General features: G+C 39.9%; 28 protein-coding genes. 9 read left to right on the forward strand and 19 right to left on the reverse strand.

Translation table 11 applies throughout. From position 1 onward, the window contains the following. Positions 1-3: 3 nt before the first annotated feature. The 3 genes from KKB09_03280 to KKB09_03290 form a co-directional block, all read right to left on the reverse strand. On the reverse strand, positions 4-486 hold the full coding sequence (locus KKB09_03280) for a 4-vinyl reductase (GenBank protein ID MBU4300220.1): 483 nt from the start codon (positions 484-486) through the stop codon (positions 4-6). A 139-nt stretch (positions 487-625) separates the two neighbouring features. Then, complete coding sequence (locus KKB09_03285) at positions 626-904, reverse strand: hypothetical protein (GenBank protein MBU4300221.1); 279 nt, start codon at positions 902-904, stop codon at positions 626-628. Continuing rightward, entirely contained in the window at positions 897-1199 is a 303-nt protein-coding gene (locus KKB09_03290) for a hypothetical protein (GenBank protein ID MBU4300222.1), read from the reverse strand. The genes KKB09_03285 and KKB09_03290 overlap by 8 nt, the downstream gene beginning before the upstream one ends. A gap of 65 nt (positions 1200-1264) precedes the next feature. On the opposite strand from KKB09_03290, the gene KKB09_03295 reads away from it, so the two are divergent. The 5 genes from KKB09_03295 (at position 1265) to KKB09_03315 (ending at position 5490) form a co-directional block, all read left to right on the forward strand. Beyond that, the gene (locus tag KKB09_03295) at positions 1265-1957 is read left to right on the forward strand and encodes an AAA family ATPase (protein ID MBU4300223.1); all 693 of its coding nucleotides are present in this window, start codon (positions 1265-1267) and stop codon (positions 1955-1957) included. A 139-nt stretch (positions 1958-2096) separates the two neighbouring features. After that, positions 2097-3269, forward strand: coding sequence for a type II secretion system F family protein (locus tag KKB09_03300; protein MBU4300224.1), 1173 nt, complete (start codon positions 2097-2099; stop codon positions 3267-3269). 159 nt (positions 3270-3428) lie between these two features. Next, positions 3429-4211: a type II secretion system F family protein gene (locus KKB09_03305; protein MBU4300225.1), complete on the forward strand. Its 783-nt coding sequence runs from the start codon at positions 3429-3431 to the stop codon at positions 4209-4211. 244 nt (positions 4212-4455) lie between these two features. Further along, positions 4456-4974: a type IV pilin gene (locus KKB09_03310; protein ID MBU4300226.1), complete on the forward strand. Its 519-nt coding sequence runs from the start codon at positions 4456-4458 to the stop codon at positions 4972-4974. Positions 4975-5025: 51 nt separating this feature from the next. Beyond that, positions 5026-5490, forward strand: coding sequence for a hypothetical protein (locus KKB09_03315; GenBank protein MBU4300227.1), 465 nt, complete (start codon positions 5026-5028; stop codon positions 5488-5490). A gap of 445 nt (positions 5491-5935) precedes the next feature. On the opposite strand, the gene KKB09_03320 is transcribed toward KKB09_03315, so the two are convergent. Further along, positions 5936-7573, reverse strand: coding sequence for a TCP-1/cpn60 chaperonin family protein (locus KKB09_03320; protein MBU4300228.1), 1638 nt, complete (start codon positions 7571-7573; stop codon positions 5936-5938). A gap of 239 nt (positions 7574-7812) precedes the next feature. Between KKB09_03320 and KKB09_03325 the strand changes: the two genes are divergently transcribed. Next, positions 7813-9018, forward strand: coding sequence for a replication factor C large subunit (locus KKB09_03325; GenBank protein ID MBU4300229.1), 1206 nt, complete (start codon positions 7813-7815; stop codon positions 9016-9018). A 57-nt stretch (positions 9019-9075) separates the two neighbouring features. Further along, positions 9076-9426 carry a hypothetical protein gene (locus KKB09_03330; GenBank protein ID MBU4300230.1) on the forward strand — a complete coding sequence of 117 codons (351 nt, stop codon included), beginning with the start codon at positions 9076-9078 and terminating at the stop codon, positions 9424-9426. A 150-nt stretch (positions 9427-9576) separates the two neighbouring features. Here the strand turns inward: KKB09_03330 and KKB09_03335 are convergent, their stop codons facing one another. Genes KKB09_03335 through hmgA form a run of 3 tightly spaced genes read right to left on the reverse strand, consistent with a single transcriptional unit; the run spans position 9577 to position 11411 of the window. Then, positions 9577-9960 carry a class I SAM-dependent methyltransferase gene (locus KKB09_03335; protein ID MBU4300231.1) on the reverse strand — a complete coding sequence of 128 codons (384 nt, stop codon included), beginning with the start codon at positions 9958-9960 and terminating at the stop codon, positions 9577-9579. Positions 9961-9980: 20 nt separating this feature from the next. Then, positions 9981-10184 (reverse strand): hypothetical protein, encoded by a 204-nt coding sequence (locus KKB09_03340; GenBank protein ID MBU4300232.1) that lies wholly within the window; start codon positions 10182-10184, stop codon positions 9981-9983. A gap of 12 nt (positions 10185-10196) precedes the next feature. Then, complete coding sequence (gene hmgA / locus KKB09_03345) at positions 10197-11411, reverse strand: hydroxymethylglutaryl-CoA reductase (NADPH) (protein ID MBU4300233.1); 1215 nt, start codon at positions 11409-11411, stop codon at positions 10197-10199. Between the two features lie 61 nt (positions 11412-11472). On the opposite strand from hmgA, the gene KKB09_03350 reads away from it, so the two are divergent. Then, on the forward strand, positions 11473-12141 hold the full coding sequence (locus KKB09_03350) for a hypothetical protein (protein ID MBU4300234.1): 669 nt from the start codon (positions 11473-11475) through the stop codon (positions 12139-12141). A gap of 100 nt (positions 12142-12241) precedes the next feature. Here KKB09_03350 and KKB09_03355 read toward each other — a convergent pair whose 3' ends face one another. After that, positions 12242-13492 (reverse strand): ATP-binding protein, encoded by a 1251-nt coding sequence (locus KKB09_03355; GenBank protein MBU4300235.1) that lies wholly within the window; start codon positions 13490-13492, stop codon positions 12242-12244. Between the two features lie 215 nt (positions 13493-13707). On the opposite strand from KKB09_03355, the gene radC reads away from it, so the two are divergent. Beyond that, on the forward strand, positions 13708-14370 hold the full coding sequence (radC, locus tag KKB09_03360) for a DNA repair protein RadC (GenBank protein MBU4300236.1): 663 nt from the start codon (positions 13708-13710) through the stop codon (positions 14368-14370). On the opposite strand, the gene KKB09_03365 is transcribed toward radC, so the two are convergent. The 11 genes from KKB09_03365 to KKB09_03415 all read right to left on the reverse strand — a co-directional run. Next, positions 14367-17618: a type I restriction endonuclease subunit R gene (locus tag KKB09_03365; protein ID MBU4300237.1), complete on the reverse strand. Its 3252-nt coding sequence runs from the start codon at positions 17616-17618 to the stop codon at positions 14367-14369. The genes radC and KKB09_03365 overlap by 4 nt on opposite strands. Positions 17619-17630: 12 nt before the next feature. Continuing rightward, positions 17631-18077 (reverse strand): hypothetical protein, encoded by a 447-nt coding sequence (locus tag KKB09_03370; GenBank protein MBU4300238.1) that lies wholly within the window; start codon positions 18075-18077, stop codon positions 17631-17633. Further along, positions 18074-18622 carry a nucleotidyltransferase domain-containing protein gene (locus tag KKB09_03375; GenBank protein ID MBU4300239.1) on the reverse strand — a complete coding sequence of 183 codons (549 nt, stop codon included), beginning with the start codon at positions 18620-18622 and terminating at the stop codon, positions 18074-18076. Before KKB09_03375 ends, KKB09_03370 begins: the two co-directional genes overlap by 4 nt. Before the next feature lie 23 nt (positions 18623-18645). Then, positions 18646-18816, reverse strand: a complete 171-nt coding sequence (locus KKB09_03380) for a hypothetical protein (protein MBU4300240.1) — start codon at positions 18814-18816, stop codon at positions 18646-18648. After that, entirely contained in the window at positions 18813-18962 is a 150-nt protein-coding gene (locus tag KKB09_03385) for a hypothetical protein (GenBank protein ID MBU4300241.1), read from the reverse strand. Before KKB09_03385 ends, KKB09_03380 begins: the two co-directional genes overlap by 4 nt. Before the next feature lie 99 nt (positions 18963-19061). Next, positions 19062-19598: a HEPN domain-containing protein gene (locus KKB09_03390; protein MBU4300242.1), complete on the reverse strand. Its 537-nt coding sequence runs from the start codon at positions 19596-19598 to the stop codon at positions 19062-19064. After that, positions 19588-20154 (reverse strand): nucleotidyltransferase domain-containing protein, encoded by a 567-nt coding sequence (locus tag KKB09_03395; GenBank protein MBU4300243.1) that lies wholly within the window; start codon positions 20152-20154, stop codon positions 19588-19590. The genes KKB09_03390 and KKB09_03395 overlap by 11 nt, the downstream gene beginning before the upstream one ends. A 52-nt stretch (positions 20155-20206) precedes the next feature. Next, positions 20207-21496, reverse strand: a complete 1290-nt coding sequence (locus tag KKB09_03400; protein MBU4300244.1) for a restriction endonuclease subunit S — start codon at positions 21494-21496, stop codon at positions 20207-20209. Next, positions 21480-22118 (reverse strand): hypothetical protein, encoded by a 639-nt coding sequence (locus tag KKB09_03405; GenBank protein ID MBU4300245.1) that lies wholly within the window; start codon positions 22116-22118, stop codon positions 21480-21482. The genes KKB09_03400 and KKB09_03405 overlap by 17 nt, the downstream gene beginning before the upstream one ends. Before the next feature lie 41 nt (positions 22119-22159). Continuing rightward, positions 22160-23992 carry an ATP-binding protein gene (locus KKB09_03410; protein MBU4300246.1) on the reverse strand — a complete coding sequence of 611 codons (1833 nt, stop codon included), beginning with the start codon at positions 23990-23992 and terminating at the stop codon, positions 22160-22162. An 87-nt stretch (positions 23993-24079) separates the two neighbouring features. Further along, positions 24080-24605, reverse strand: a 526-nt coding sequence (locus KKB09_03415) for a winged helix-turn-helix transcriptional regulator (GenBank protein ID MBU4300247.1), incomplete at its 5' end; no start/stop codon positions are given.

Consider the following 24605-nt stretch of genomic DNA (forward strand, 5'->3'; position numbering starts at 1 on the left):
ATATTATTCATCTATTCGCGCGATGAATTCGTCGCAATCGTCTCCAAGGCCTCCGCAAAGCGTTTCTGTGACTGTTATGCGCTTTCCGATCTTTGCTTCAAGAATTCCTGCAATAAGGCCTGCTTCAAAGAAACAAACTTGTTTTCCTACCGGTGGCATTTCCCAACAGGTGGAGCAGTGTTCAAGCCTGTAAACATATCTTCCGTTTTGCGTTCCGATAACTTTTAGCTTTCCAAATCCTAGGTCGCCGAAAAATTTCACAAGAAATATATTTGCATCGGGAATCTTTCCCTTTATTCTTTCCGCAAGCGTGTGCTTAGCGAATTTTTTTCCCGCCATATAAAGCGCGGAAAAATAGCCGACACTAAGCCATTCCAACGAATAGATTATCGCCCTTTTTGACATGATGCTTTCTTTCCCGCGTTTTTTCCCGGAAAAGTAATCATCAAGTTCTGATTTTATTGCAGTTTCCCAGCGTTCTATCATTTCTCTCAACTCCGTTAATGACTGGTGCGTTCGGCGAAGCCGAATGCGCCTCAGTGCTCAAGGTTATGAGGAACCTTGGCGTTCTATCATTTCTCACCCACTTCATTATAAAGACGATGCCTCGACAATATGATATGGATTACACATGTTCTGTTTTATAAAGCATGTAGAAGCCATACACCAGCAAAATCGAGCCGGATATTGAGTATATCAGGTATACGTTGAAGAATTCGCTTATGATTAAGTGGAGAGGGCGCGCAATTTCAGATGCTGCGAAAAAAACAATTCCCTGATAGATGTATTTCCAGTAATTTACTTCCACTACAAAATTCTTGGAATACTTGTAGATGAACCATGACAGAGAAACCAGAAGTGCAGCAGTTATCCAGCTTGACACGAGTAATGTGCTTTCAAACATTTCTTGTCTCCTCCTCTATTTTATATATTCCGTATGTTGCAAGCAGTACACCTAATGGCTGCATGATGCTGTAAAAAAACACGTAATTCTGGAATGGGAACCATTCAATTACAAAAGGCAAAAACATCAGCGTATTTACCCCCATATAGAAAGACAATCCCAGAAAAAACAGCTTCCAGAATGATGGTATGGGACGATTTTCGAAGAACTCTGTCAGATACTTGTTAAAAAAATATATTGCGCCTGCAAGCAAAAGGATGAATGCGGATTCAAAAATGTATTTATAGAGATACATACTAATATATTATAGCGCATAAGATATTTATATATGAGTGCTATCAAAGAGAGAGTGGTGGGTTTGTGTTTGAAAAAATAGTTACTGGGATAAGCGGTTTGGATGTTCTTCTTGAAGGAGGCATTCCGAAAAATCACACGATTTTGCTTGCCGGAACTTCCGGCTCGGGGAAAAGCATTTTTTCGATGCAGTTTCTTTTGGCAGGGGCCCAAAAAGGCGAACCGGGACTTTATATTACCTTTGAAGAGGATGAGGCAAGTGTTCTTAAAGTTTTTGGCGAGTTTTCATGGGACTTGAAAAAATTTCTTAAAAATGACCTGATACGGATAATACGTTATGACCCCTACAGGTTTCAGGACATAATGGACATAATATCCAGCAACATAAAGCAGATGGGCGCAAAACGGATTGTAATAGACTCGGTTTCTGCTATCGGCCTTTATATACAGGATGTGCGGGAGATAAGAAAGACGCTTGTTGATATACAGAGCTTAGTAAAAAGCACGGATTGCACTGCGCTGATAATAACCGAAGCACCTTCAGATAATCCAAAAAAGCTCAGCAGATTCGATGTCGAAGAGTTTGTTGCGGACGGAATAATTGTCTTGTATTACACGCCGGTTTCAAACGAATACACTCGGGGCATTTTCGTATGGAAAATGCGCGGAACAAACCATTCCAGAAAGATACATCCTTTCAAAATAACTACTAATGGCATAACGGTTTATCCGAAAGAAGAGGCTCTTGTAAAATTATGATATTACAGCGCTTCAAATAATTGCCTGCAGCGGTTCATTGGCAATTTATGGCTCTTATCTGCGGAGTCAAATATTCTTTGTTTTTGAAATATTTATGAACTTCGCTCGAGGAATATATGATTTATTGGCGGTATGAAAAATGGAAAACAAAGAAAACTTTAAATCGTCTGTATCTGGAAAAGGTGTTGCTTCAGCCGGCAATTCTTCAAAAAAATCTGATGGGAACAAAAAGGTTTCTGTTTCATCAAAAATCGATAAATATTTGCGCTCAAAGCTTGCGCCTGTAAAAAAAGAAGAAAGTGATGTAGAAAAATTGCGCTTCAGGCTGAAAGAGAGAAATCTTCTAAAAGATTATGCTGTGCTTTCTGTGCCTCTTAAAACAAGAATGTATAATACAATTAATATGCTTGTTTCGAATTTTATGCGCGCAGAAACATCTAAGAATTCAAGAATCGCAGCAAATGTTTTTTTCGGGGGCTTTGTTAAAATATCTCCGGAGTATTTTGAGCCGTTAAAGGATGCCATTGCCATATCGGATATGAAGATTATTCCTGAAAGCTATATCGGTATAGTGAGCGCAATCGCATTTTCCGCAGCATTCTCTGCGGCGCTGATCATTGCGGCAATTTCTGTAGTGTATGGGCTGAGCTTTTTATTGATGCTGGTGGGGATGCTGATTTTTCCCGCGCTTGTTTTTTTAATAACATTTACTCTCGGATATGCATATCCTTTTCAAAGAGTGAAGTCAAAAATGCAGGACATAAATACAAATCTTCCGTTTGCAATAAATCACATGGCTGCGATAGCGTCTTCCGGAGTTCCACCCGAGAAAGCATTCGAAATGATGGCGCAGTTCAAGGAATATGGCGCGGTTTCCATCGAATCAAGAAATCTCGTCAGGCAAATAAACGTATTTGGAAAAGACATACTTAATGCCATACGATTTACCGCTATGCGCACACCGTCAAAGGAATTTAAAGAGCTTCTTTATGGCATTCTTTCAATAATAGAAACCGGAGGAAATATGAAAGACTATCTTAATGAAATGTCTCAGCTCGCGCTTTTCAATTACAAGCTCGCAAGGAAAAAGTATATCGAGACGCTTTCAACATACGCAGACATTTACACAGCAATATTGATAGCTGCGCCGCTTTTCCTTGTTTCAATACTTGCTGTGATGAATATGGTTCCGGGCTCATCTGTAGGGGGGCTCAGCATAGAGGACTTTATGTGGCTGGGCGTATATGTACTAATACCTGTTTTGAATGTCGGCTTCCTTTTATTCATTTCATATACTCAGCCGGATATGTAATTTATTAAGTGATGTTTTATGAAGACTCCGTTACAGAAAATTTTCAAATTAATGAAAACGAACGAGGAAAAGAGTACTATCATAATATCTGTTTTCGGAGGTATAGTATTCTTTCTTTTCAGTTATTTTTACCTTATACCAAAATTGAACAATGAGTTTATGTCTAACATCCTGATACTTCTATCATTTATTATGATGGGAGTCCCGCCGGCAATGCTCCGTTACAATAAATATCAACAAATGAAGGAAGTTGAAGAATCATTTCCTGATTTCATACGTGATATAACTGAAGGGTTGAGAGGCGGCATGACGCTTTCGCTTGCAATAAAATATGCGTCTAACAATAATTATGGCGCGCTAAATTCTCATATAAAGACTCTTGTTGCGCAAATAACCTGGGGGATTCCATTTGATAATGCACTGCATAATTTTGTCAAAAGTATAGATGATCCGACAATCACAAGGGCAATTTCAACAGTGATAGAAGCGCACAGGTCTGGCGGAAATATTGCAGAAGCTCTTGATGCTGTGGGAAAATCCACTGTGGAAATAGAGAAGCTTCGCCGTGAAAGAACATCAAGAATTTCAAGCCAGATGATGACTGGATATGTCATCTTTTTCATTTTTGTCGTGATAATGATAGGTATGAGGGAATTCCTTCTTCCAGCACTTACATGGGGATCAGCAACATCTCCTGGAGCTGAGGAGATGATGGCTGCTTCAAATGCAAATGTGAACGTAGAGGCATACGGGCGAATGTTTTCACATCTTGCAATAATACAAGGTATCTTTTCAGGCCTTGCAATAGGAAAACTTGCAGAGGGCAATCTTTCAGCAGGCGTAAAACACGCCGCTTTGATGTCCTTGATGGGGTATATAACTCTTATGTTGGCACATACTTTACTTGGCGGTGCGTCTGTAGTTAGCAGTGTTGGCGTTTGAATGGTGCTGTTGCACAATTCGCAGAGCACATACACCTTAGCGTTATCTGCAAAGCTAAAACCGAGTCATTCAAAATTCTTGCGTTCAACGCTAAGATTTGAGCAAGAATTTTGGCATATATAAATCTTATGCAACAGCACCCGTAAATGCGGACATATAATCTTTATATAGACAGAAGGATAAATAGTAATATTCAAAAGAATATAAGTTTTAGTCATATTATTTAATTGTTCAATGTGGTAAAATGAGAATCTTAAAGGGAGTATCTCCGCTTATTGCTTCAGTTCTATTGATTGCATTTACCATGGCTATAGCGGCAGTTTTAACTGCATGGATTTCAGGCTTTACAACAGCGCAAAGGGAAAAGACTGCAGTTTTTGAAGAGAAAATAGCATGCAATTACGGATTTATAGAGAACGATATTGATTTTACGGAATATAATTATACTGATGATACAACAGCGTTTTTCAAGACACGGCTAAAGAATACGGGCACCATAGACCTTTCAATAGGTAGATATCAGACATGGTTCGAAGACAGTTCAGTTCCCTTAGTGTGGACAATTGATAATCCCGGAAACAATACTGCAATAAAGAAATTGAATGACAAAATACTTACCTTTAATGTGAGTGGAGGTCGTCTCATAAAGATAAAAATAATCGGGCACATTTGTGACGGAATTACTGCGACTGTGAGCGAACCACTTGGCGGCTGGAATCGGGGTCCAACATTAGAATCTGATGCCGTGCCATTAAAAGAGTGATTATTTGATAACTCTTCTTGAAAGCGCCATAAAACTTTGAGGTAATCTTATATGTATGTATTAAAGAAAAAGGGTGTATCTCCTCTTATTGCATCTGTGCTTTTGATAGCATTTACACTCTCTATCGGGGCTTTCATGTCGACATGGCTTCAAGATATAACAAAAAAGCAAACATCAGAAGCTACGGAAAATTCAAAGCCGGAATGCCAGTTTGCAAATCTTAATATTCAGAATATTTCTTTTACCAATGCCACAACGAAATTGCGGATCGATGTCGAGAATACGGGAACGAAATCGGTTTTGATAAGCGGCATCAGAATAATATATTCAAACGACACGAATGCCGAGGCGAATTTCACAAAGACTATGATAAATGCCGGCGATGTTTATACTCTTGTGATGTACAATACGACAGACAATTCTTCAATCAACAGCAATATAAGAAAGCTGAAATTAATCACCAGCTGCCCGAACAATAATTTGGAATATCTTGGAAGCTTTATAACAATCATATGATTGTCGCAAATATGGTAGCTGAATTGCAGAATTAATCAGATTTATATTTATGAGTGCTATCACACACATATTTGGGTGTTAATCTGTATTCAATAACATTTTTCCCTCTTATATGCGTAAAAGCAAACATTATTGGGCAATGAAATTTCGATGAGTGCTTCGTTGCCTTTTATATCAATCACTTTTATTGCATATTTTTTTTCCCTTCAAAAATATATTCAAAGTTACGGCTTTCTAATAGTTGTTTTACATTATCTCGAAATACTTCTAAAACTTCTTTTGGAATTGTCTTTACAACATTACTCACATCGTCGGACATACCATCACTAGTTATTATGAATTGGTGAATAATTTAAATCTACACGTTGGAATCAATTCCTGAAAATAATGAGATATTTGAGAAAAAGAACTTTTGAGGGCGCTTTTCGCGCCCTCTATAAATTATTTAATAATCTCCGCCCATGCTGCCCATTCCAGGCGGCATTCCGCCCTTTGAGAGCTTGGATGCCGAAATGATGTCGTCGATTCTTAGTATCATTTCTGCAGCTTCTGATGCGGATTTTATCGCCTGCGTTTTGATTTTGAGCGGCTCGATGACATTGATTGCCTTCATGTCGCTGATTGTATTTTTCATTACATCAACACCCGCAGTTACCATGCCTTTGTCATGCCTTGCGCGAAGCTCTACTAGTATGTCAATCGGGTCAAGCCCTGCGTTTTCTGCAAGTGTTCTTGGAATGATTTCCATGGCGTTTGCAAAAGCGTTTACTGCAAGCTGTTCTCGGCCGCCGACCTGATCAGCATATCTTCGAAGATCTTTTGCGACTTCTGCTTCAGGAGCTCCTCCTCCTGCAACCATGAATCCGACTTCAAGGGCTGCTGCAACGCATTTTACTGCGTCGTCCATTGCCCTATAGATTTCCTCAACAACGTGCTCTGTACCTCCGCGTACAATTATAGAGACTGCTTTCGGTTCTTTGCATTCGCGCACGAATGTCATTGCCTCGCCTCCGACTTTGATTTCTTCAACAAGGCCAGCGAAACCTATATCTGTCTTTTCAAGGTCATTAAGGCTTGTCACAACTCTTGCACCTGTTGCTCTTGCAAGCGCGTCCATGTCTGATTTTTTCACGCGCCTTGCAGCAAAAATACCTTTCTTTGAAAGGAAGTGCTGAGCCATGTCGTCAATTCCCTTCTGGCAGAATAATACGTTTGCGCCTGATGCAACTATTTTTTCAACCATTGTTTTGAGCATCTTTTCTTCGGACTCGACAAATGCCTGAAGCTGTGACGGGTCTGTGATTCTTATCTGCGCGTCAGTTTCAGTTTCCTTTATTTCAAGAGCAGCGTCAACAAGCGCGATTTTTGCATCCTTGATACTTGAAGCCATGCCCGAATGTACGCGCTCCTTGTCAACGATTATGCCTTTGATAAGTTCAGTCTCATCAGTTGAGCCTCCTGCTTTCTTTTCCATTTTCAGGTTGTCGAGATTTATTGTGATTTTATTGCCGTCTTTTTCTGCAATTGAAATAACTCCATCAACAGCGATTTTTGCAAGGTGCTCTCCCGCGGATTCCGCGCTTTTTCCTGTCATCGAAGTTATTGCGATATTCTTCAGGAGATCCTTATCATTTAACGTAATCGGTATTGCGATTTTCTTTAGTATTTCAAGAGCCTTTGTTTTTGCAAGCCTGTATCCCGATGCGATTATTGTCGGGTGGACATTCTGGTCAAGAAGTGCTTCAGATTCTTTCAGAAGCGCGCCTGCAATAATCACTGCTGTTGTTGTTCCGTCGCCGACTTCCTTATTCTGGGTTTTTGCGACCTCAACAACCATTTTTGCTGCCGGGTGCTCGATTTCCATTTCTTCAAGAATCGTTACGCCGTCATTTGTTATAACAACGTCGCCTATTGAGTCTGTAAGCATTTTGTCCATGCCCTTTGGGCCAAGAGTCGAGCGCACTGCGTCTGCCACTGCGCGTGCAGCTGCAATATTCTGCCGTTGCGCGCTTCTGCGGTTGTCCTTAAACGCCCCTTCGGGCAAAATGAAGATTGGTTGTCCTTGTCCTTGTTGATTTGCCATGTTTAACACCTTTGATATATCAGTATGATTTATGAATTATCAGTATTGTTATTATTGTTATAGAATTAAGCTTTATTAAGCTTAAGCAAACTTATAATTCATTGTATTGCATTGCATTATTTTCTGATATGTTTAATGCGTGGCAAGCTTTAAAAAACTTGCTGATGTGCGTTTCTTGATGCATCCGAAGCAGCACATAATATTCCGAGAGTTAAATAGCTATTCAGGCAAACAATTATATGCTGACTGAGAAATACAAGCCAAAGTCTCTCAAAGAGTTTATAGGAAACGGCACTGTGGTTAATGATATTCTTGCATGGGCCAAAAACTGGAAAAATGAGCCCAAAAAAATGCTTCTTATCCACGGAAAGCCGGGTACAGGAAAAACGACACTCGTGGAGCTTATTGCAAAAGAACTGAATTACCATCTTGTTGCCACAAACGCTTCGGATATGCGTTCTGCAAAGGCTTTACACGAAGGATTCGGCCATTCCCTTGAACAGCAGTCGCTTTTCTTTCGGGGGAAACTGGTTGTATTTGATGAAGTCGACGGCCTTTCCGGAGGGGATCGGGGCGGAGCGGGAGAGATAGCCAAAATCGCAAAGACTTCAAAATTTCCAGTAGTTCTTCTTGCAAATGACATCTATGTGAAAAAGCTCGACCCGCTGAAAAAGGCGAGCAAAATCATCGCGTTTCATAGCATCTATGCGGCAAGCATTGAAAAGCGCCTGAAAGAGATTTGCGAAAAAGAGGGTGTTGTGTGCGATGAGAAAGTTGTGAAATCCATTGCGTCAACTGCCGGAGGAGATCTGAAAGCGGCAATAAACGACCTTGAAACTGTGATAACCGGGCGCAAAACTGCCGTCTATGAGGATTCAAAAATGCTTTCTCCGCGCGATGCAGAAATGTCAGTCCAGGATTCGCTTCGCGTTGTGTTCAAGACGCTTTCTGCTGCTAATGCATGCGAAGCGATGCGCGATTCAGACAAGCCGGTGGATGAATTGATCCAATGGATTCGCGAGAATATACCGCTTGAATATGAGCGAGCCGATGATGTTGCGCGGGCTTATGCCGCTGTTTCCAGGGCGAATCTATTTATGGGGCGCATTGTGCGCCAGCAGTACTGGGACTACATGGGTTATGCCTCGCAGATTGCAGGCGCAGGCGTTGCTTTGGCTAAAAAAGAGAAGTATTCAAAGTTCGTGCTTTACAAATTCCCGACAAGAATCGCGATGATGGGCAGGTCAAGAATTGAGCGCGCAATCCGCGATAAATTCGCCCTGAAACTGGCAGGGCACCTGCATTGCGGAAAGAGGGCAGCGCGCGAATATCTGCCGCTTCTGAATGTTATTGAAGAGGCGCGCCCGCAGGAGTACGGGCAGTTCTTAGTTGAGATTGGCGCAGGGGAAGCTGACAACGATGAAACTGAAAACAGCGATAACTGAGCAACGCATAAACTAACTTTATAAATATTGGCGCACTCACTACTGCTCGGTTGATTTATGGGTTGTAAACTATGCCTCAATGAACGTGGCTATAAGGGAAATTTTATAAAAAATGGTGTTTGTCCGATATATTTTTCAGAACTTGTTAATAGAGTAAATCACTTTTCTGAAATGGTTCAAGGTGCTGCGGATGTATTCGCAGATTTGTTGAACTGTCCGCCGGAATACACAACCATAAACCAATATCTCAAAGAGAAAGATGAATTTGATGGCGATCTTATCAGAGGCATTGTTGAAGCGCATGATAGTACGTGGCAGAAGGCTCGAGAAGACAAAAAATTCACATTATTTTTGGATTCAAATCCTGCGTTATACCACAATATTTGGCAGCTTGTTTGCGACCCATAATCTTTTTTGAAAAAGTTCGTATTAGTATCATCTCAGACATCAGTTCACATTAAAATTGTGCGTTTTAGCGCGATAATGCATAATGTCCCATGATTTGCAGTTGTGTCGCATTTGGATTTTTCTTTGAGTTTTAGAATGTTCGGTTTTTTTTTATATCAATTTAACTAACCACCACGGCTTTTTTTTCACAGGCATCCATCGTTCACTGAATAGTATTTTAAAGCCGCACGCGCGCAATAAATTATTCATTTCAGGAAGCATCCACAATGCATGGCCTATCCCCACATCAGGTTTAGCGTTTATTCCGATCGGTTTTTCTCCGCGCCCTTCCTTCAATACTAACATGATGGCGCCTCCCGGTTTCATAACATTTCTGAATTCGATGAGCGCGGGTTTTGCATCTTTTTTCGGGATGTGGAGAAAGGAATATGATGCATAAATTCCGCCAAAAACTGCTTTTCGAAAGCCTAGTTTCCTTAAGTTCATGCGCGCGAAATATGCGTCCGGATACTCTTTTTTTGCAAATTTTAGCATTCCCTTTGAGAAATTTATTCCTACCTATCCGAATTTTTTTCTTTGAAATAATGCGTAAAGTTTCCGAGTCCGCAGCCAACATCTAATATCAGGGTGTTCTCAGTAAGAAGTGAGAGGAATTTATCCGTCTCTTTTTTGTTGCTTATGTAGTTGTGTGATTTATCCGCATATTCTTTTACTAGTGTGTCGTATTTTGCAGATATTCCTGAAAAGTCGCACTTCATTGCAAGTCCCTTTTATTTTCCCCTTCCCAATTTTACATGCGCCTTTGTCATTTGCCCGGATGCCTGCGCCGCAAGAATTGATAATTCTCCTGCAAGAATTGCTCCGGCAATTATTTCTGCGAGTTTCTTTGAATTTTCTCCCGGCACTTTTGTTGCTCCTCTGCAGCCCATAATCGATAGAGCTTCTTTCTGCGTTGCAAGCGATGTTCCTCCGCCGACTGTTCCGACATTTAGGCTTGAGATATAAACTGAAATATACAAGTCGCGTCCCTCCATTTCCGCGGTTGTGATGCTGACGCTTCCATCCACTACATGCGCGGGGTCCTGGCCGGTCGCAATGAATGATGCGGCGATGATATTTGCAGCATGCGCGTTAAACCCGAGGCTTCCTGCAAGAGCAGAACCGACGAGGTTTTTACGGCAGTTCAGGTCAACTATTTCTTCGGGCGTGGTTTTGAGGACTTCTTCAACAACTTTTCGGCTTATTGTCGCCTCTGCAAGAACTGTTTTTCCCCGCCCCTCGATAAGATGCATTGCAGACGGCTTTTTGTCGATGCACATGTTTCCCGAGATGCTTATGAATTTCGCCTTTGTCTTTTCCGCGATAACCTTTGCCATGGCGTCGCTTGCTATTGTTATCATGTTCATTCCCATCGCGTCCTTGGAGTCGAATTCAAAGCGGACGTATACATTTTTTCCTGCGATCCATGTTTTTGCGCCTGTCAGTTCCCCGAAGTTTGTGGTTGATTCCGCGATTTTTTTCAGTTCGTTGAAGTGGGTTTCTACCCAGGTCTTTATCTCTATAGAATGTTTTATCCCGTTTGATTTGAACAAAGGTGCTCTTGTCATCTTGTTTGAGACGATCCTGACTGTCGCGCCTCCTGAATTTGATATTGCCAGGCTTCCGCGGTTGACTGATGCGACTAAAGCGCCTTCTGTTGTTGCAAGAGGCACGTAGAACTCTCCTTTTGCGAATTCTCCTTCTACTTTGAGAGGACCTGCGACGCCGACAGGGATGTGAATCGCGCCGATGATGTTTTCTGTGTTTCTTGTTGAAACCGATTCGATGTCAAAAGAATAAGATGCCATTGCCGAAAGTTTTGTGCTTGTTTTTTCCTCGATGAATTCCCTGCGCACTTTTATCGCGTCTTCTGCAGGGATGTCAAGCTCGTGCATTTTCAGCTTGCCTTTGATCAGCTTTTCCAATATCGCGTCGTCCGAAGCCATACATGACTTTGTTTTAGGGGTTTTAAATAGATTAATAAATTTTGGTTCTGCTTCGTTGCTTATGGTCGATGACGACACGATAATAAGGAATTATTTGAAAGTGCTAGAATTTGGGGAAAAACACAGCGGATGCTCTAAGGCGCATCTTGGAGCAGGCCTTTTTTCCAAAGATGATAGTTATGAGCCGATTCTTGGAGCGAATGGAGTGGTAAGGGAAAATTGCAGGAAAAAAGACTCTTGTACCCGCGTAAGGGATGAGGGCCTGCAAACAGAATTTAGAAGTTGCCCGTCTGCATGCGGAGAGGCAGCAGTATTATTTAATATGTACCATATTTCGCCAGAGGAACTCGAGAATATCTATATGATAAGTGTGCGCCCTCCATGCGAGCGTTGCACAGCCTTAATGATCATGTATGGTGAAAAAGAGATAATGACCGAGCTCTATTTTGGAGAATATAGGAACGGCGAGCCAAGGGATACGGATAATTTCAATGTGGATGTTGTGATTGCTTCAGGCATCAAGGTCCATCAGATCAAGTTTGTTGACGGGGCTTACAAAATATTTGATGTGGAGCAAAAGCATGATTTAAACGATCCTTATTACAAAAAATTAGGGCTGAAGCTGCCTAATCCTGTGCCTTATGGCCATATCAGGGGAAATAATCTGCCTTTGTCGCGCAAGTTATACAGTAAGAAACGAAAAGAAATATTCGGCAAGACCTATATGTGATATCGGCAACCCCTAAGCGTTACCTATATATCCCCCACAGAAATACATATTTTGTATGCGAATAAAAGACATTCCGCATGGAAACAGGCCGAGGGAGACTTCATACAAATAAAGATGAAATAAATACAAATGGTAAATACACCACATTATCTGCTTCTTCCAGATTACTTTTGCAGGCTATAACAGTTATCTGCGGATTATATTTTTCTTTGAAACTCATTAATGATTTTGTTCTTTCGCTAAAACTGCTCTTTGATTCTATAGCGATTAATATTCCTTCTTTTTCAATGACAAAATCGACTTCTGCCTTTGCTTTACTCCTCCAGAATTTCGCATCTATTCCCGCATAAGTGAACTCGGAAAATATGAAATTTTCGTTCAATTGCCCGATATCCTGCCGTGTGTCGTACGATCTGAAATCATCAAGGACGGTATTTCTGAATCCTGTGTCAAAGAAATACACTTTCGGAATTTTCACAAGCTCAGTTCTTTTATTTGTGTAAAACGGCGGCATTCTTTTGCAGATGAATGTCTTTTCCAGTATGTTTAGATGTGTGAGAAGAGATGCATAGTCAAAGCCGGAGACTTCAGAAAGGCCGTTATATGATATCATGCCGCCGGTTTGTATTGAAAGCGCCTTTATCAGTTTTGAGAGATTGAAATCTGTGGTAAGCGCCAATAAATCCTTTATTTCTCTTAAAAAATATGTGCTGTATATGTTCTTTAAGACCGTTCTTTTTTCTTCCATTGTTTTTGAAATTGCCGCTCTCGGATATCCGCCGTAAATCACATATTCGTCGTATATCTTATTTAGCCGCTGGATAATTGCCGCGCTGACATCCGGAAGTTTGCCGCCTTTTTTCAGGTAATTTTGTATTGCTTTCTTTTTTTCAAAATAAATGCCGGATAATGGCTCGTCTTTGTATCTTAAAAATTCCTCGAATGAAAGCGGATACAGGTTGAAGACAAATATGCGCCCCACGAGGTACTTTATGCCATGCACTGTGAGCCCCGGGGCAGAGGAGCCGGAAATAATAATCTTTGTCTTTGGATATGTGTCATATATGAATTTCAGCTTCTTTCCGCCGTCTTTTGCATACTGGAATTCGTCTATAAAGAGGTACTTTTTGTTTTTGGCGTATAGTTCGGCAAACGACTTTTCATCATCCATGAAAAGCTCAAGAGGCTCTCTGTCTTCAAAGCTCAGGAAGGCGGCGTCTTTCAGGTTTTCATAGATGCGCTTCAAGAGCGTAGTTTTTCCTGCCTGCCTCGGACCGATAACTGCGATTATTTCCGGGACATTCAGGTTCTTTAGTATTGTTTCTTCAAGGTCGCGCTTTATATATTCCATAAAAACCATTATTCCATATTCTTTAATAATACCCCTACTAAAATTTACCTATTTATAATTTTGGTAGCGCTAGTATTTAAGCTTTTCGGCGGGATTTCCGCGGTGTATTAGAAGAAAACAGCGTGCTGGACCATTTTGTTGACGTCAACAAAATGGTTGCATATCGGCAACCCCAAGCCAATGCTCTTATATAGTGGGCGCGAGAAATGAAATTGATGCGCATAGCAGACATAACTTTAGAAAACAGACCGAGAGAAAGACTTCAAAAGCACGGTGTATCCGTATTAGGTGATGCAGAACTTCTTGCGATAATACTTAAGACTGGCACTAGAGGAGAAAACGTCATTGATATGTCGAATCGTTTGATTTCTCGATACGGCGTTGATAAATTATCTGAGTTGTCTTTGCCAGAATTGCAGGAAATTAAGGGTATCGGGCCTGCAAAAGCAATGACAATAAAGGTATTGTTTGAGCTGAATAAAAGGCACGCTTTGGCAAAGAAGAAGTTGACGAAGATTACTTGTGCAAAGGATGTTTATGAACTGATGAAAGAGAAACTATCTGATTTAAAGCAGGAAGTCTTTGTTGTTTTGTATTTGGATGCTAAGAATCATGTTCTAAAAGAAGAAATCGTGACAAAAGGAACCCTTGATGCTTCGCTGATTCATCCGCGCGAAGTCTTCAGAGGCGCAATAAAGGAAAGCGCGCATGCAATAATTGTGGTGCACAACCATCCGAGTGGCGATCCAAGCCCGAGTGAAGAGGATAAGCGCATTACTGAGAAGTTGTCGGAGGCTGGTGGTTTGCTGGACATAAAGATGTTGGACCACGTGGTTGTTGGCAGGAATGGGTTTTACAGTTTTGATTTGAAGATCTAATTTTTGTCGTGGTATTTCTCATTCTTTTCAGTGCTAGCCATAACTTCGGAACTTGTTGGAGTGTATTGAGTGAATGAAATTTGAGTTTTCAAAACATCCTCTTCCGCAACATCCTTGCATATTCTTTTTGCCTGTTCCAAAACCATTTCTGTAGCCATCTTTTGTTTATCCGGCGGATAACCATATTTATTCAGAATGCGTTTAACTGCAAGCCTCATTTTTGCCTGAACACTGTTTCTTAAGGTCCAATCGATGTTTGCGTTTTTACGAATCGTGTCTACAAGTTCTATTGCAATCATTCTTAGTACTTCATCACCTAGCACTTTGACTGCGCTATCATTAACATACAGCGCGTCATAGAACGCTATTTCATCATCATTCATTTTTAACTTTTTACCGCGCTCCTGCTCCTCTTTCATTTTTCTTGCAAGTTCTATTAGTTCTTCTATTACCTGTGCCGCTTCTATGTTTCGATTGGTGTATTTCCGTATGGATTTTTCTAGCATTTCCCTAAATGATTTTGCCTGAACGAGATTTTTCTTCATTCGAATGTTTATTTCGTCGTTAAGAAACCTCTTTAACATTTCAAAAGCAAGGTTTTTCTGTGGCATATCCTTTACTTCTGCAAGAAATCCTTCTGAGAGAATTGAAATGTCTGGTTTTTTGAATCCTGTTGCCGAGAAAATATCCACGACTCGGTCAGATACAATGGCTTTAGACAATATTTGTTTTATTGAAGAATCCAAATCTTCCTGATATTGTCCTTTGCTTGCAATTGTTTTTGATATTGTAGATTTTATTGCCTGAAAGAAACCAACATCTTCTTTGATTTCCATTGCTTTTTCATGAGGTACTGCAAGGGCAAATGCCCTAAGTAGTTCTGCGGTGTTCTTAAGGTATCTTTCTTTGCCATCCTTTTGCTTGAGTATATGTTCCATTGCCTGCGGTATTAGAGACATTCTCTCTTTTGGTTCAATCTTGAAAAATCTCTTATAATCGAAACCGTGAAACATGTCGGACACTATTTCGTATTTTTCAAGCATCATCGCAACAGCATCTTCCTGTTCAAATGTTGGTTTGCCTTTTCCGCCGCTTTCTCTGTATTCAGATATTGCTTTTTTCAATTCAAGCCCGATACCGATGTAATCAACGATTAAACCGCCCGGTTTATCCTTAAAAACGCGGTTTACTCTTGCTATCGCTTGCATTAAACCATGACCCTGCATTGGCTTATCGATGTACATTGTATGCAAACAAGGGGCATCAAAGCCAGTGAGCCACATATCCCTTACAATAACCAGCTTAAGCGGATCTTTTGAGTCCTTAATTCTATCTCCGATTGCTTTTCTTCTTTTCTTGTTCCGTATATGCTCCTGCCATTCTTTCGGATCGGATGCAGAACCAGTCATGATTACTTTCAATATGCCTTTGGTATCGTCGTCGCTTGCCCATTCAGGCCGTAGTTTAATGAGTTCATTGTAAAGATCAACGCAAATTCTTCTGCTCATGCACACAATCATGCCTTTTCCATCAAAAAAATTGACGCGCTTCTCAAAATGCCGGACAATATCTTTTGCTATCCGTTTTGTTCGCTTTGAGCTTCCAACTACGGATTCAAGGCGCGCCCATTTGCTCTTTAAGGTTTCTTTTCGTGTGGCTTCTTCCCCTTCTGTGACTTCTTCAAACGCTTCATCAATTTTTGGCCGCTCTTCCGGTTTAAGATCAAGCTTTGCCAGCCGTGGTTCGTAGTATATTCTGACTGTAGCGCCGTCATTTACTGTCTGTCCGATATCGTATATATCAACATATTTACCAAAAACAGCAGGCGTGCTTTTGTCTGCTTGTTCTATTGGCGTTCCAGTGAACCCGATAAACGACGCATTCGGCAATGCATCCCGCAGGTATTTTGCAAAACCATAAGTTACTAGTGCCTGGTCTTCTTTTTCAACAACTTTTGCTTTGAAGCCATATTGGCTCCTGTGGGCTTCGTCAGCGATTACAATAATGTTTTCACGATTGGATAGCAGAGGATATTTTTCGTTTGATCCAACAGGCGAGAATTTTTGTATTGTAGTAAAAACTATTCCGCCCGAAGACACTTTAAGTAGTTCCTTAATTTTTTCTCTTGAATCCGCTTGTACTGGATCCTGTCTTAGCAAATCGTTGCATCTGCCAAATGTTCCGAAAAGCTGCTCGTCCAAGTCGTTTCTATCGGTTAATACAACAATTGTGGGGTTGTCTAACGCTAAAACGAGTTTTCCAGTGTAGAAGACCATGCTTAGGCTTTTGCCCGAGCCTTGCGTGTGCCAGACAATTCCTGCTTTTCTTTCCTTTTTTGTGGCATTTATTGTTGAAATGATCGCCTTGTTCACTGCATGATATTGGTGATATGCAGCAAGCTTTTTTTGAAGCTCTTTTTCCTTTTCAAAGACTATGAAATGCCGTACAAGGTCTAAGAACGTTTCTTTGTTGAACATTCCGCGTAAAAGAACCTCCATTGAAGTCATCTCGAACGCGTTCGAGAGCTTGCCGCTGGCAGGAGTGGACAAATGCGGCATGATATTTTTTGTATCTTTTGAGCCGTCAATGGTTTTCCATGGCATGAACCATTCTTTATTTGATGTTAGTGTTCCTGCCTTTGTGAAAATGCCGTCGCTTATTACGAGAATCTCATTATAGCGGAATAATGACGGAATCTGGTCTTCGTATGTCTGAAGCTGGCTATATGCGGTTTCTATTGTGGCATTTTCATCTGTGGGGTTTTTGAGCTCAATAACAACAAGAGGCAGGCCGTTTACAAAAAGAATTATGTCCGGCCTTCTGTTCGGAGGCTGTTTTGCAAGTATTGTAAACTGATTCACTGCCAGAAATTCGTTGTTTTTTGGATTTTCGAAATCGAAAAGTTGGACTTTATCGCCCTTGATTTCTCCGTCGGCTCTTTTATACTCAACATCAACACCCTCAAAAAGCATTTTGTGGAAGCTTTGGTTGTCTATAACAAGATTCGGGCTTTCTGTTCTAAGAACTTTTTTGAAAGCCTCTTCTCTTGCATCTTTTGGAATTTTGGGGTTGAGCCGGTTGATTGCGTTAAGCAATCTTTCTTTTAAAACAACTTCAGAATAATCCTTTCTCTCGGGATTTGAGCCGTCCGGCGCAATGTCCGGACCGTAAATCACTTTATATTCGAGTTCAGAAAGAATACTAAGCGCGACTTCTTCAACTTCGGATTCTGTCATTGCGTTTGGCATAATGATGTCCCTCTATGATTTCGCCGCTTCCTTTAGCTTTGGATATGTTTTGTTCATAAAATCAAAAACCTTTTTTGCATATTCGTCGTCCAGCGACCTGCCATAGTAGGTGATGCCGTTTCTGAAATATCTCATCTGGTCTGCAAACTGGACATCTATTTCCTTAAATCCGATTTTTCTAAGGTACGAGACTTCAGCTTCATGCGCCCCCTGCCCGGAGGCGTTATATCCGACTTTAAGCATGCACGCACGGATTAGCTCCATTATTATGTCATAAGAGAGCTTGATAATAGTGGTGGCGTTCTGGCCTGTGATGCCATAATGCCCGATAATTTCCAAAAGAAATGTAAATGATTTTTCCGACTCGCCCGCAAGAAAATTCGCCCTCGGCTTGTCAGAAGCCTGCTTTTTGACAATTCCTTCTTCAATAAAATCTTCAAAGTTCCTTACAGTCCTCATAGCTCGATTCCTCCGACAAGAACAATTCCGTTGCATAGGTTTTCCTTAAGCTCTTTGTGTATTCCGTTAAATGAAGCGTAAAAGTTCAGATTGATTTTGCGCTCAAGCTTGGCTTCAAACTGCGCGAGGCCAAGTTCTTTTTCTTTTCTGCCGATGATTGCTATATCGATATCCGATTTAACTGTATCATCTCCGCGCGAATAGCTGCCGAAAAGAAGAATGGTTGCGCCGGGCAGTGTATCCTCAAGGAAGGATATTGTTCCGGATTCATAAAGCATTTTCAGATTTTCGGCTCTTTTTAATGCAATGACCTTTGGATTATCCCTGTTTAATTTTATCGACCATCTGCCGGATTGCTCATCTTTTTCTATATTGATGAGCCCTTCTTTTTCAAGGAGCGGCAAGGCCTTTGAAACAGCAGTCTGCGACACTTTTAATGGCATTGCGACGCCTCTTGCGTTAAATGATGTCCCTGCCCTTACAAAAAGAAACCTTAAAATCTCCAGCTGCAATACGGTAAACTTTACTTTATACATATCAACCATAGTTTAGATATGTAAACTTAAGTTTATAAAGATTTGTCCGGGAAATATTCTTTGTTGAAGCAGTCGTCGCACATCCCGCCGTACCAGTCTTTGTTATGCGCGGAAATCTTTTTGTTGCATTTTTTATTGCAATACAACGTATGCAATGCAATAAAAAAGCTTGAAAATCCGATTGTTCGCAGGTGGATTTTCATGATTTTTTGCAGTTGAAATTCATATCTTCATCATGCCCTTTGTGGAAAGTTTTCATTTTCTGTTCTGCTTCTTTTCCTGTCATGGTTTCGGCAAACTCGCCTTCTGACCAGAAGCCGAGGTCTTTATCGGATTTTTGTTTTTTCATTGCTTCACCTCAACAGGAACCCGAATCGCGCCGGACATCAATTCGAAGAGAATGCCGAGGGCGACGATTTCGAGTTCGGGCTCTGTGTTGCGTTTGTCATCACATAGCCTCCAGCAGTTTTTCCATTTCAAGGCCGAATTCCTTTGCCCTGGCAAGCGAAGTTCTGGCTTTTGATTGCTTCTCGATTTCTATTGTCCTGTATTGGACCAGGCTTCGCTTATTTCTTTCAAAATCAAATGATTCTATCAGGGCATCTGCTTTCATTCCTGCAAGATTCAGGGCTTCGTCTTTTGTCTCTTCGTATTGTTCAAGCAGATTTTCCTTCAGCTTTCCCCGGGCATAAACAATCATTGCATCAGAGGTTACTTTGTGAACAATTTTTTCTCCAACCTTGTAACCAAGCTTTAAGAGAACCGCATTTGCATAATAGAACATTGCGTAATAGGAGCAGACAATAACCCATAATTCGGAAAGATTCTTTTGATGGGCTTCCTGCGCCACCCTTAAGCTTTCTTTTGCGTTTCTTAGGAGAATATCCATTACTTGCTTATCTGCAGCCGCTTTTTTGAGCAGTCCCTCTTCCAGATAAGATTTTACATTGTCTTCTGCTTCTTTTATTCGGTTTTTATCCAGCATTTTTGACCAGCCTGTAATATTCCTCTATTCCGATTAATATGATGTTGTTCTTGATTGCTTCGCTTACAACCGTGAATTCCCTGCTTTTTGCCATGCGAATAAATTCTTCATAAGTTACTTGGGTTAAATGTATTTTGAGAGGCAAAAGCGAGAGCGTGGCTTTTATTTCCTTTTCGTCTCCTCCGATGGCTAAAATATCGATGTCCGAGTGCTTATCTGCTGTTCCTTTTGCGTGGGAGCCGAATAATAATGCGATAAATGGGAATTTAAGCTCTGCCAACCGGTTGTGGAGAATTAAGAAATCCTTGTTTTTAAACAAATCTTTTTTTCTTTCATATTCCGCCTCAAATACAATGCTATCGAATTTATTTGCGAACTCGCAGATTTTGGAATTGCCTGCTTTCGTAATTCTGATTAAGCCGCCTTTTTGGAGCAGCATTACCTTTTCGTATGCTGTCCGGTAGTTTATTTTCAAAGCTTCTGCTATCTTCTTTATGGTGTATTTTTCCTCTTTATTGCCAATCAGGAGCTTCAATATTTTTATTTCGCTGTCCATAAGTATTACCTATTGTAATAATACTATTACTTAAAGTAATATATAAATGTTTCTATGTGTTTGCAGGAACTCTTATTTCCCCGGACATCAGTTTTGGAAGCAGAGCATCACGGATTTTTGACATATTCTCGTTTTGATAAAGATTATTTTTTATTTGCATAAAGCTGGAATTAAGTGTCGAATGAAATTTTTGTAAAACTTCGTTAGACGGAATTAAAATATCAATATTTGAGAAGTTTCCTGTGTTAATGTTTAATGTTGCTGAACCACCACTTCCAAGAATTTTAAGAAACTCCCTCATCGAACTTATATTATAATACAGATAATACGTGTAAACGCTTTTTTCTGGAACAATTGAATTAATTTGCTGATTTGTTTGAGAATCTTTATCTGTGATGCATACTAAGCCAACTGTAGCAATACAACTAACACAAACAGAATTAGCTGGAATAGTTTTATTTTCTTGAAATTTTTTGCCCTTTTCGGTTAAAGAATCCTCCGTTTTTATTACAAAAACATCATTGTGCATATCGGGAATTTTTATGAATGGTATAATTCCTTCAAAATATTCTTTATTCGATTTTGAAGGAGTTTTACCACAAACTATGCGCCCAAAATCGCTAATCTTCCCAACTCTCCACCCCTTCGGCACCTCGCCAATGTCAGTTTCCATCATCTCCCCGCCGCTCGACCTGTAGGGCTTGCCCTCTTCATTCGGGAACTCAAAATCAACAAACCAGTGCTTGAAGAGCGCATGTCCGATGGATTCGAGGGTGGAGTTCATGGAGCGGTTGAGGGCGATTTTGTTATCTAGGGATGAGAGGATGGCGGCGATGGAGTGCTGCTCGGAAATATCGGGTATGGCAACCAAAATTTGATCAAATGTTTGTCGTGTGATTGTGCTGAAAACAGAGCCGTGCGTTTTTGATTGGACATCTCGAACTTTGAATCTCAAAAGGTAATACAGAAAGTCATTTATTACTCCATCTTTTCCGTCAATACCGTAGCAGGACTGATTAAATGCCATATCTCTTGTTATCTGTCCGATTTCACCAACAGTACCTCTTGCTGAGATAATCAGTTGACCTTCTCGCAATATGTTTGTTGAGCTTTCTTCTAATCCTTTTTTTGTAATATGTTTCTCAGTATCCCGAATCCATCTTCTACTACCGACAAAATCTGCAACAGATATCCATGGAATATCGCCACCCCAATACTCCGGCTTAGATGTTTTCGGTGTTCCGCCACCAATAATATTAACGATTTTAGAGAGAACTTTCACTTCCCAATCTTCAGGAATCGTTCCTATTTCAGTTTCCTTGAATTTAATTTGTTGCTTCATCTTTTAACCACTTTTCAAAATGTTCTTTAATCCTATCTGATCGTGAAGGATCGTCAGTATAATATTTCTTGGAGTTCTTAAGAACGAGATAATATACAATTGCACTTCCAATAAAAATAAAGCCAATTGTGAATAATCTTAATTGCTCATGTGTTGCACCAATAATACTAATTAGTATTGCAGAGACAATTGCAAAAAAGATAAGAGAATAGCAAATGCGAAGTATCCTCCACTTTTCACACATATAATTATATGAATTGTTCTCACAAGCAATAATTTCTCCAAGGCTTTTTGTATAAAATACGCCCTTATCGAGAAAATCAGTGATCTCTTCTTTGGTAAACCATGGAACTGACATTTGTTTTGAAATAAATTGAATGAATAGGATTATCGCTGAAAGGAACAATAATAGAAATGGGATAATGTATATGCCCGGATTTAAAATTTTCTCTTTAAATAAGTCTGTATATCCTAACAAGAACAGAGTGTTTATTGCGAGTAAATAAGTTAGCTTATCTTCCACTATTCTTCTATCGTTAAATGCATGGATGTATAAATTCCAAACGTGTGAATGGATTTCTTTCAAAGCTTCCGCCTTTTTAGGATTATATCTATTTGCCATCATTACACCTTAACGTACTTTCAAATGTCAGTTCTTTGAACTTAGTTTTTACCATTTGTTTCACTTAATAAAATTGATATTTTGTCAAACAGATTTTTGATATTTTTAAGAGTCGATTCTGATAAATCCTCTTTTTTAATTTTACCCGAATTTACTTTTTCTGAGAATTTTTTTGCAGGCAATTCTTTGCCGACCTTATTATTCTTTAGGTATTTGGCAATTCCTTCAGATAAATCCGCAGTTTCATCTTCTAAAATATGCTTTTTAAAATCTTCATCAGAAAAAAGTTCTTCTATAGTTTTACCGTTTTCTTCAGATATCTTAAGGATAACATTTTCCGAAATATCTAATTTTGTCTTCAACTGATTAACTAATCTTGGCTTATCAGAGTCTAGAATAAAATATGGATCTAACCCCCATCCAAAAAGGATAGACGCTACTGCGGGAATATTATCCCCACATCCCGGAACCATATTTATGTCTTGATCGAATCCAAGCAATTTTTTAAAGGCATGAATGTAATAATAGTCGGAGATTCCTTCCACAACAAAACTATTCTTTTTATCAACCCGTATTCCCTGAGATAAATCTTCACCTATAGCGGTAAGTATTGGTGTTAATGTTTCTTTATCTGCTTTTGCGTGAATTTTATTTATTTCTGTTCCTTTTTCTTTTGTCCGTTCAACAAGCCTCACTCTAATCAGATTATTTGGATCAATTAAATAAGGCGAATGTGTTGAGAAAATAATTGATACTTTAGTAGAACATTCTTCAAGTTTTCTTAAAATATCCTTCTGTGCCCGTGCGTGTAGAAATAAACCGGGTTCGTCTATTAAGATGATGTTTGGCACCTCTTCTTTTGATCTTGCGGTTACCCTTACATAGAACGCTAAATGCCACTGTTTTCCCTTACTTCTTTGTTTCGGTTCATAATATTCCCCATCTTCTTTTATCCATAACAATAGGTTCTCTTTATCCCAGTCCAAATATAGATTTGCAGCATCTTGTGCCCAAAATTTTTCATATTCTTCCGAAACTTTAATATTCACCTTATCCTTGTGCTTGAGATTTTCTCTGCTTAGACTCGGATCTTTGATTAATTTGATATCAAGATCGCTTATTGTCACAAGATCGCTAATAAACGTATTATTCTGTAGCTGAGTAATTGGCACGTTATTCGGAATCTGATCGTTATACGTGTCAAATAGTATGAAATTCGGAATATGTCGCTTAAATTCATCCAGAAATTTACTATCAAAATTACGAAGATTACTAAACTCATCAATAATCTGCTTTAAAGTAGCAATAATCTCCAAAACTTTCTCCTTCTCATCTGCCGCAAGTTTTGAACTGTATGCTTCTATATTCTGTTTTAAATTTGAAAATTGACTTGAAACCTGCGAGAAATTTTTTTCATTAAGAACATCAAGCGTTATGTTAATTTGATGATCTTTAAAAAAACTAATTAACGAATTGGCCTGTTTTTCAAAGTCGTTTGTTCTTTTTTCATTAGCTTTTATTGTCTTTGAAAATAACTCTTCAGAATTAATTAGTGTATATGCATTATAATACTCTTTAGATAGTGTGATATCGGTTTTCTTTTTATCCACTACAAGATAAGGGGATATTTTTTTAAATTCGTCTTCGTCAACTTCAAAAGTGACGATGATTTCTGGTTTTAATTCACTATTGTGGATTGGTATGGCTTCTTTACGAATTTTTTTCCCTGTAGAAAAATCTTCTAAAGCTTCTAAAATGCTTGTCTTTCCACTTTCATTTTTGCCCGCAAGAACGGTAATAGCGTTCGATAAATAGCATTCTCTACTGTCTTTGATTGATTTATAATTCTTTATCCTAAAACTCTTTAGTTTCATATTCTACACCTCAAATACCTTTTATCCCTCATTCATTCCATCCCCGCCCACAAACCCCTGCGCGCCCTCTCTCGGGAAGCAGCGCCCTCACTTCACCACTTCCCACCGCCCGCCTTTGTCCGGGCCGGTTCTTTTAATCCTGCCGGATTCTTTGAGTTTTTTGATTATCTTTTTGACTCCGCTTTCCGAATAGCCCAATTTCTGCATAAGCTCTTCTATTGTAATTTCGGGATTTTGAGAAATTAATTCAATAATTTTCTGGTCACTTTTCTGGCTACTTTTCTGGTCACTTTTCTCCAAAGTTTTCTGCGCGTCAAAAAAGAATGATATCTTGTAATAATCTACGTCTCCGCCCACCACAGGATCCCTGCTATACTGGCTCCTCCATCCGGAAAACATCTTGTCAAAGCCCGAGCCGGCGTTTTCGGAAAGGTTTATCGCACGAAAGATGCGCGCAATGATAGGATTCCTTGGCTGTGAAAAGTCTTCTTTCATGATTATTTTGAAATCCTTTGGCAATGCCCCTGGATTCATGAATTCTATTCTATCCGTAAAAACCCTGATGCGCGGCTTTAAGCTGCTGAAATACTCCGAATGCATGAGAAGATTAACC

Source organism: Nanoarchaeota archaeon, from assembly GCA_018897155.1.
GTDB lineage: Archaea > EX4484-52 > EX4484-52 > EX4484-52 > LFW-46 > LFW-46.

Bases quoted from the DNA above. Each gene is read 5' to 3' on its own strand.
- KKB09_03405 (MBU4300245.1), bottom strand. From the start codon at position 22,118: ATGGCAAATAGATATAATCCTAAAAAGGCGGAAGCTTTGAAAGAAATC.
- KKB09_03340 (MBU4300232.1), bottom strand. From the start codon at position 10,184: ATGAAGTGCGACTTTTCAGGAATATCTGCAAAATACGACACACTAGTA.
- KKB09_03385 (MBU4300241.1), bottom strand. From the start codon at position 18,962: ATGAAAAAACAAAAATCCGATAAAGACCTCGGCTTCTGGTCAGAAGGC.
- KKB09_03325 (MBU4300229.1), top strand. From the start codon at position 7,813: ATGCTGACTGAGAAATACAAGCCAAAGTCTCTCAAAGAGTTTATAGGA.
- KKB09_03285 (MBU4300221.1), bottom strand. From the start codon at position 904: ATGTTTGAAAGCACATTACTCGTGTCAAGCTGGATAACTGCTGCACTT.
- KKB09_03400 (MBU4300244.1), bottom strand. From the start codon at position 21,496: ATGAAGCAACAAATTAAATTCAAGGAAACTGAAATAGGAACGATTCCT.
- KKB09_03365 (MBU4300237.1), bottom strand. From the start codon at position 17,618: ATGCCAAACGCAATGACAGAATCCGAAGTTGAAGAAGTCGCGCTTAGT.
- KKB09_03300 (MBU4300224.1), top strand. From the start codon at position 2,097: ATGGAAAACAAAGAAAACTTTAAATCGTCTGTATCTGGAAAAGGTGTT.
- KKB09_03280 (MBU4300220.1), bottom strand. From the start codon at position 486: ATGATAGAACGCTGGGAAACTGCAATAAAATCAGAACTTGATGATTAC.
- KKB09_03315 (MBU4300227.1), top strand. From the start codon at position 5,026: ATGTATGTATTAAAGAAAAAGGGTGTATCTCCTCTTATTGCATCTGTG.
- KKB09_03410 (MBU4300246.1), bottom strand. From the start codon at position 23,992: ATGAAACTAAAGAGTTTTAGGATAAAGAATTATAAATCAATCAAAGAC.
- KKB09_03320 (MBU4300228.1), bottom strand. From the start codon at position 7,573: ATGGCAAATCAACAAGGACAAGGACAACCAATCTTCATTTTGCCCGAA.
- KKB09_03310 (MBU4300226.1), top strand. From the start codon at position 4,456: ATGAGAATCTTAAAGGGAGTATCTCCGCTTATTGCTTCAGTTCTATTG.
- KKB09_03350 (MBU4300234.1), top strand. From the start codon at position 11,473: ATGGTCGATGACGACACGATAATAAGGAATTATTTGAAAGTGCTAGAA.
- radC (MBU4300236.1), top strand. From the start codon at position 13,708: ATGCGCATAGCAGACATAACTTTAGAAAACAGACCGAGAGAAAGACTT.
- KKB09_03290 (MBU4300222.1), bottom strand. From the start codon at position 1,199: ATGTATCTCTATAAATACATTTTTGAATCCGCATTCATCCTTTTGCTT.
- KKB09_03305 (MBU4300225.1), top strand. From the start codon at position 3,429: ATGTCTAACATCCTGATACTTCTATCATTTATTATGATGGGAGTCCCG.
- KKB09_03390 (MBU4300242.1), bottom strand. From the start codon at position 19,598: ATGCTGGATAAAAACCGAATAAAAGAAGCAGAAGACAATGTAAAATCT.
- hmgA (MBU4300233.1), bottom strand. From the start codon at position 11,411: ATGGCTTCGGACGACGCGATATTGGAAAAGCTGATCAAAGGCAAGCTG.
- KKB09_03375 (MBU4300239.1), bottom strand. From the start codon at position 18,622: ATGGTTGATATGTATAAAGTAAAGTTTACCGTATTGCAGCTGGAGATT.
- KKB09_03330 (MBU4300230.1), top strand. From the start codon at position 9,076: ATGGGTTGTAAACTATGCCTCAATGAACGTGGCTATAAGGGAAATTTT.
- KKB09_03395 (MBU4300243.1), bottom strand. From the start codon at position 20,154: ATGGACAGCGAAATAAAAATATTGAAGCTCCTGATTGGCAATAAAGAG.
- KKB09_03370 (MBU4300238.1), bottom strand. From the start codon at position 18,077: ATGAGGACTGTAAGGAACTTTGAAGATTTTATTGAAGAAGGAATTGTC.
- KKB09_03355 (MBU4300235.1), bottom strand. From the start codon at position 13,492: ATGGAATATATAAAGCGCGACCTTGAAGAAACAATACTAAAGAACCTG.
- KKB09_03380 (MBU4300240.1), bottom strand. From the start codon at position 18,816: ATGAAAATCCACCTGCGAACAATCGGATTTTCAAGCTTTTTTATTGCA.
- KKB09_03335 (MBU4300231.1), bottom strand. From the start codon at position 9,960: ATGCTAAAATTTGCAAAAAAAGAGTATCCGGACGCATATTTCGCGCGC.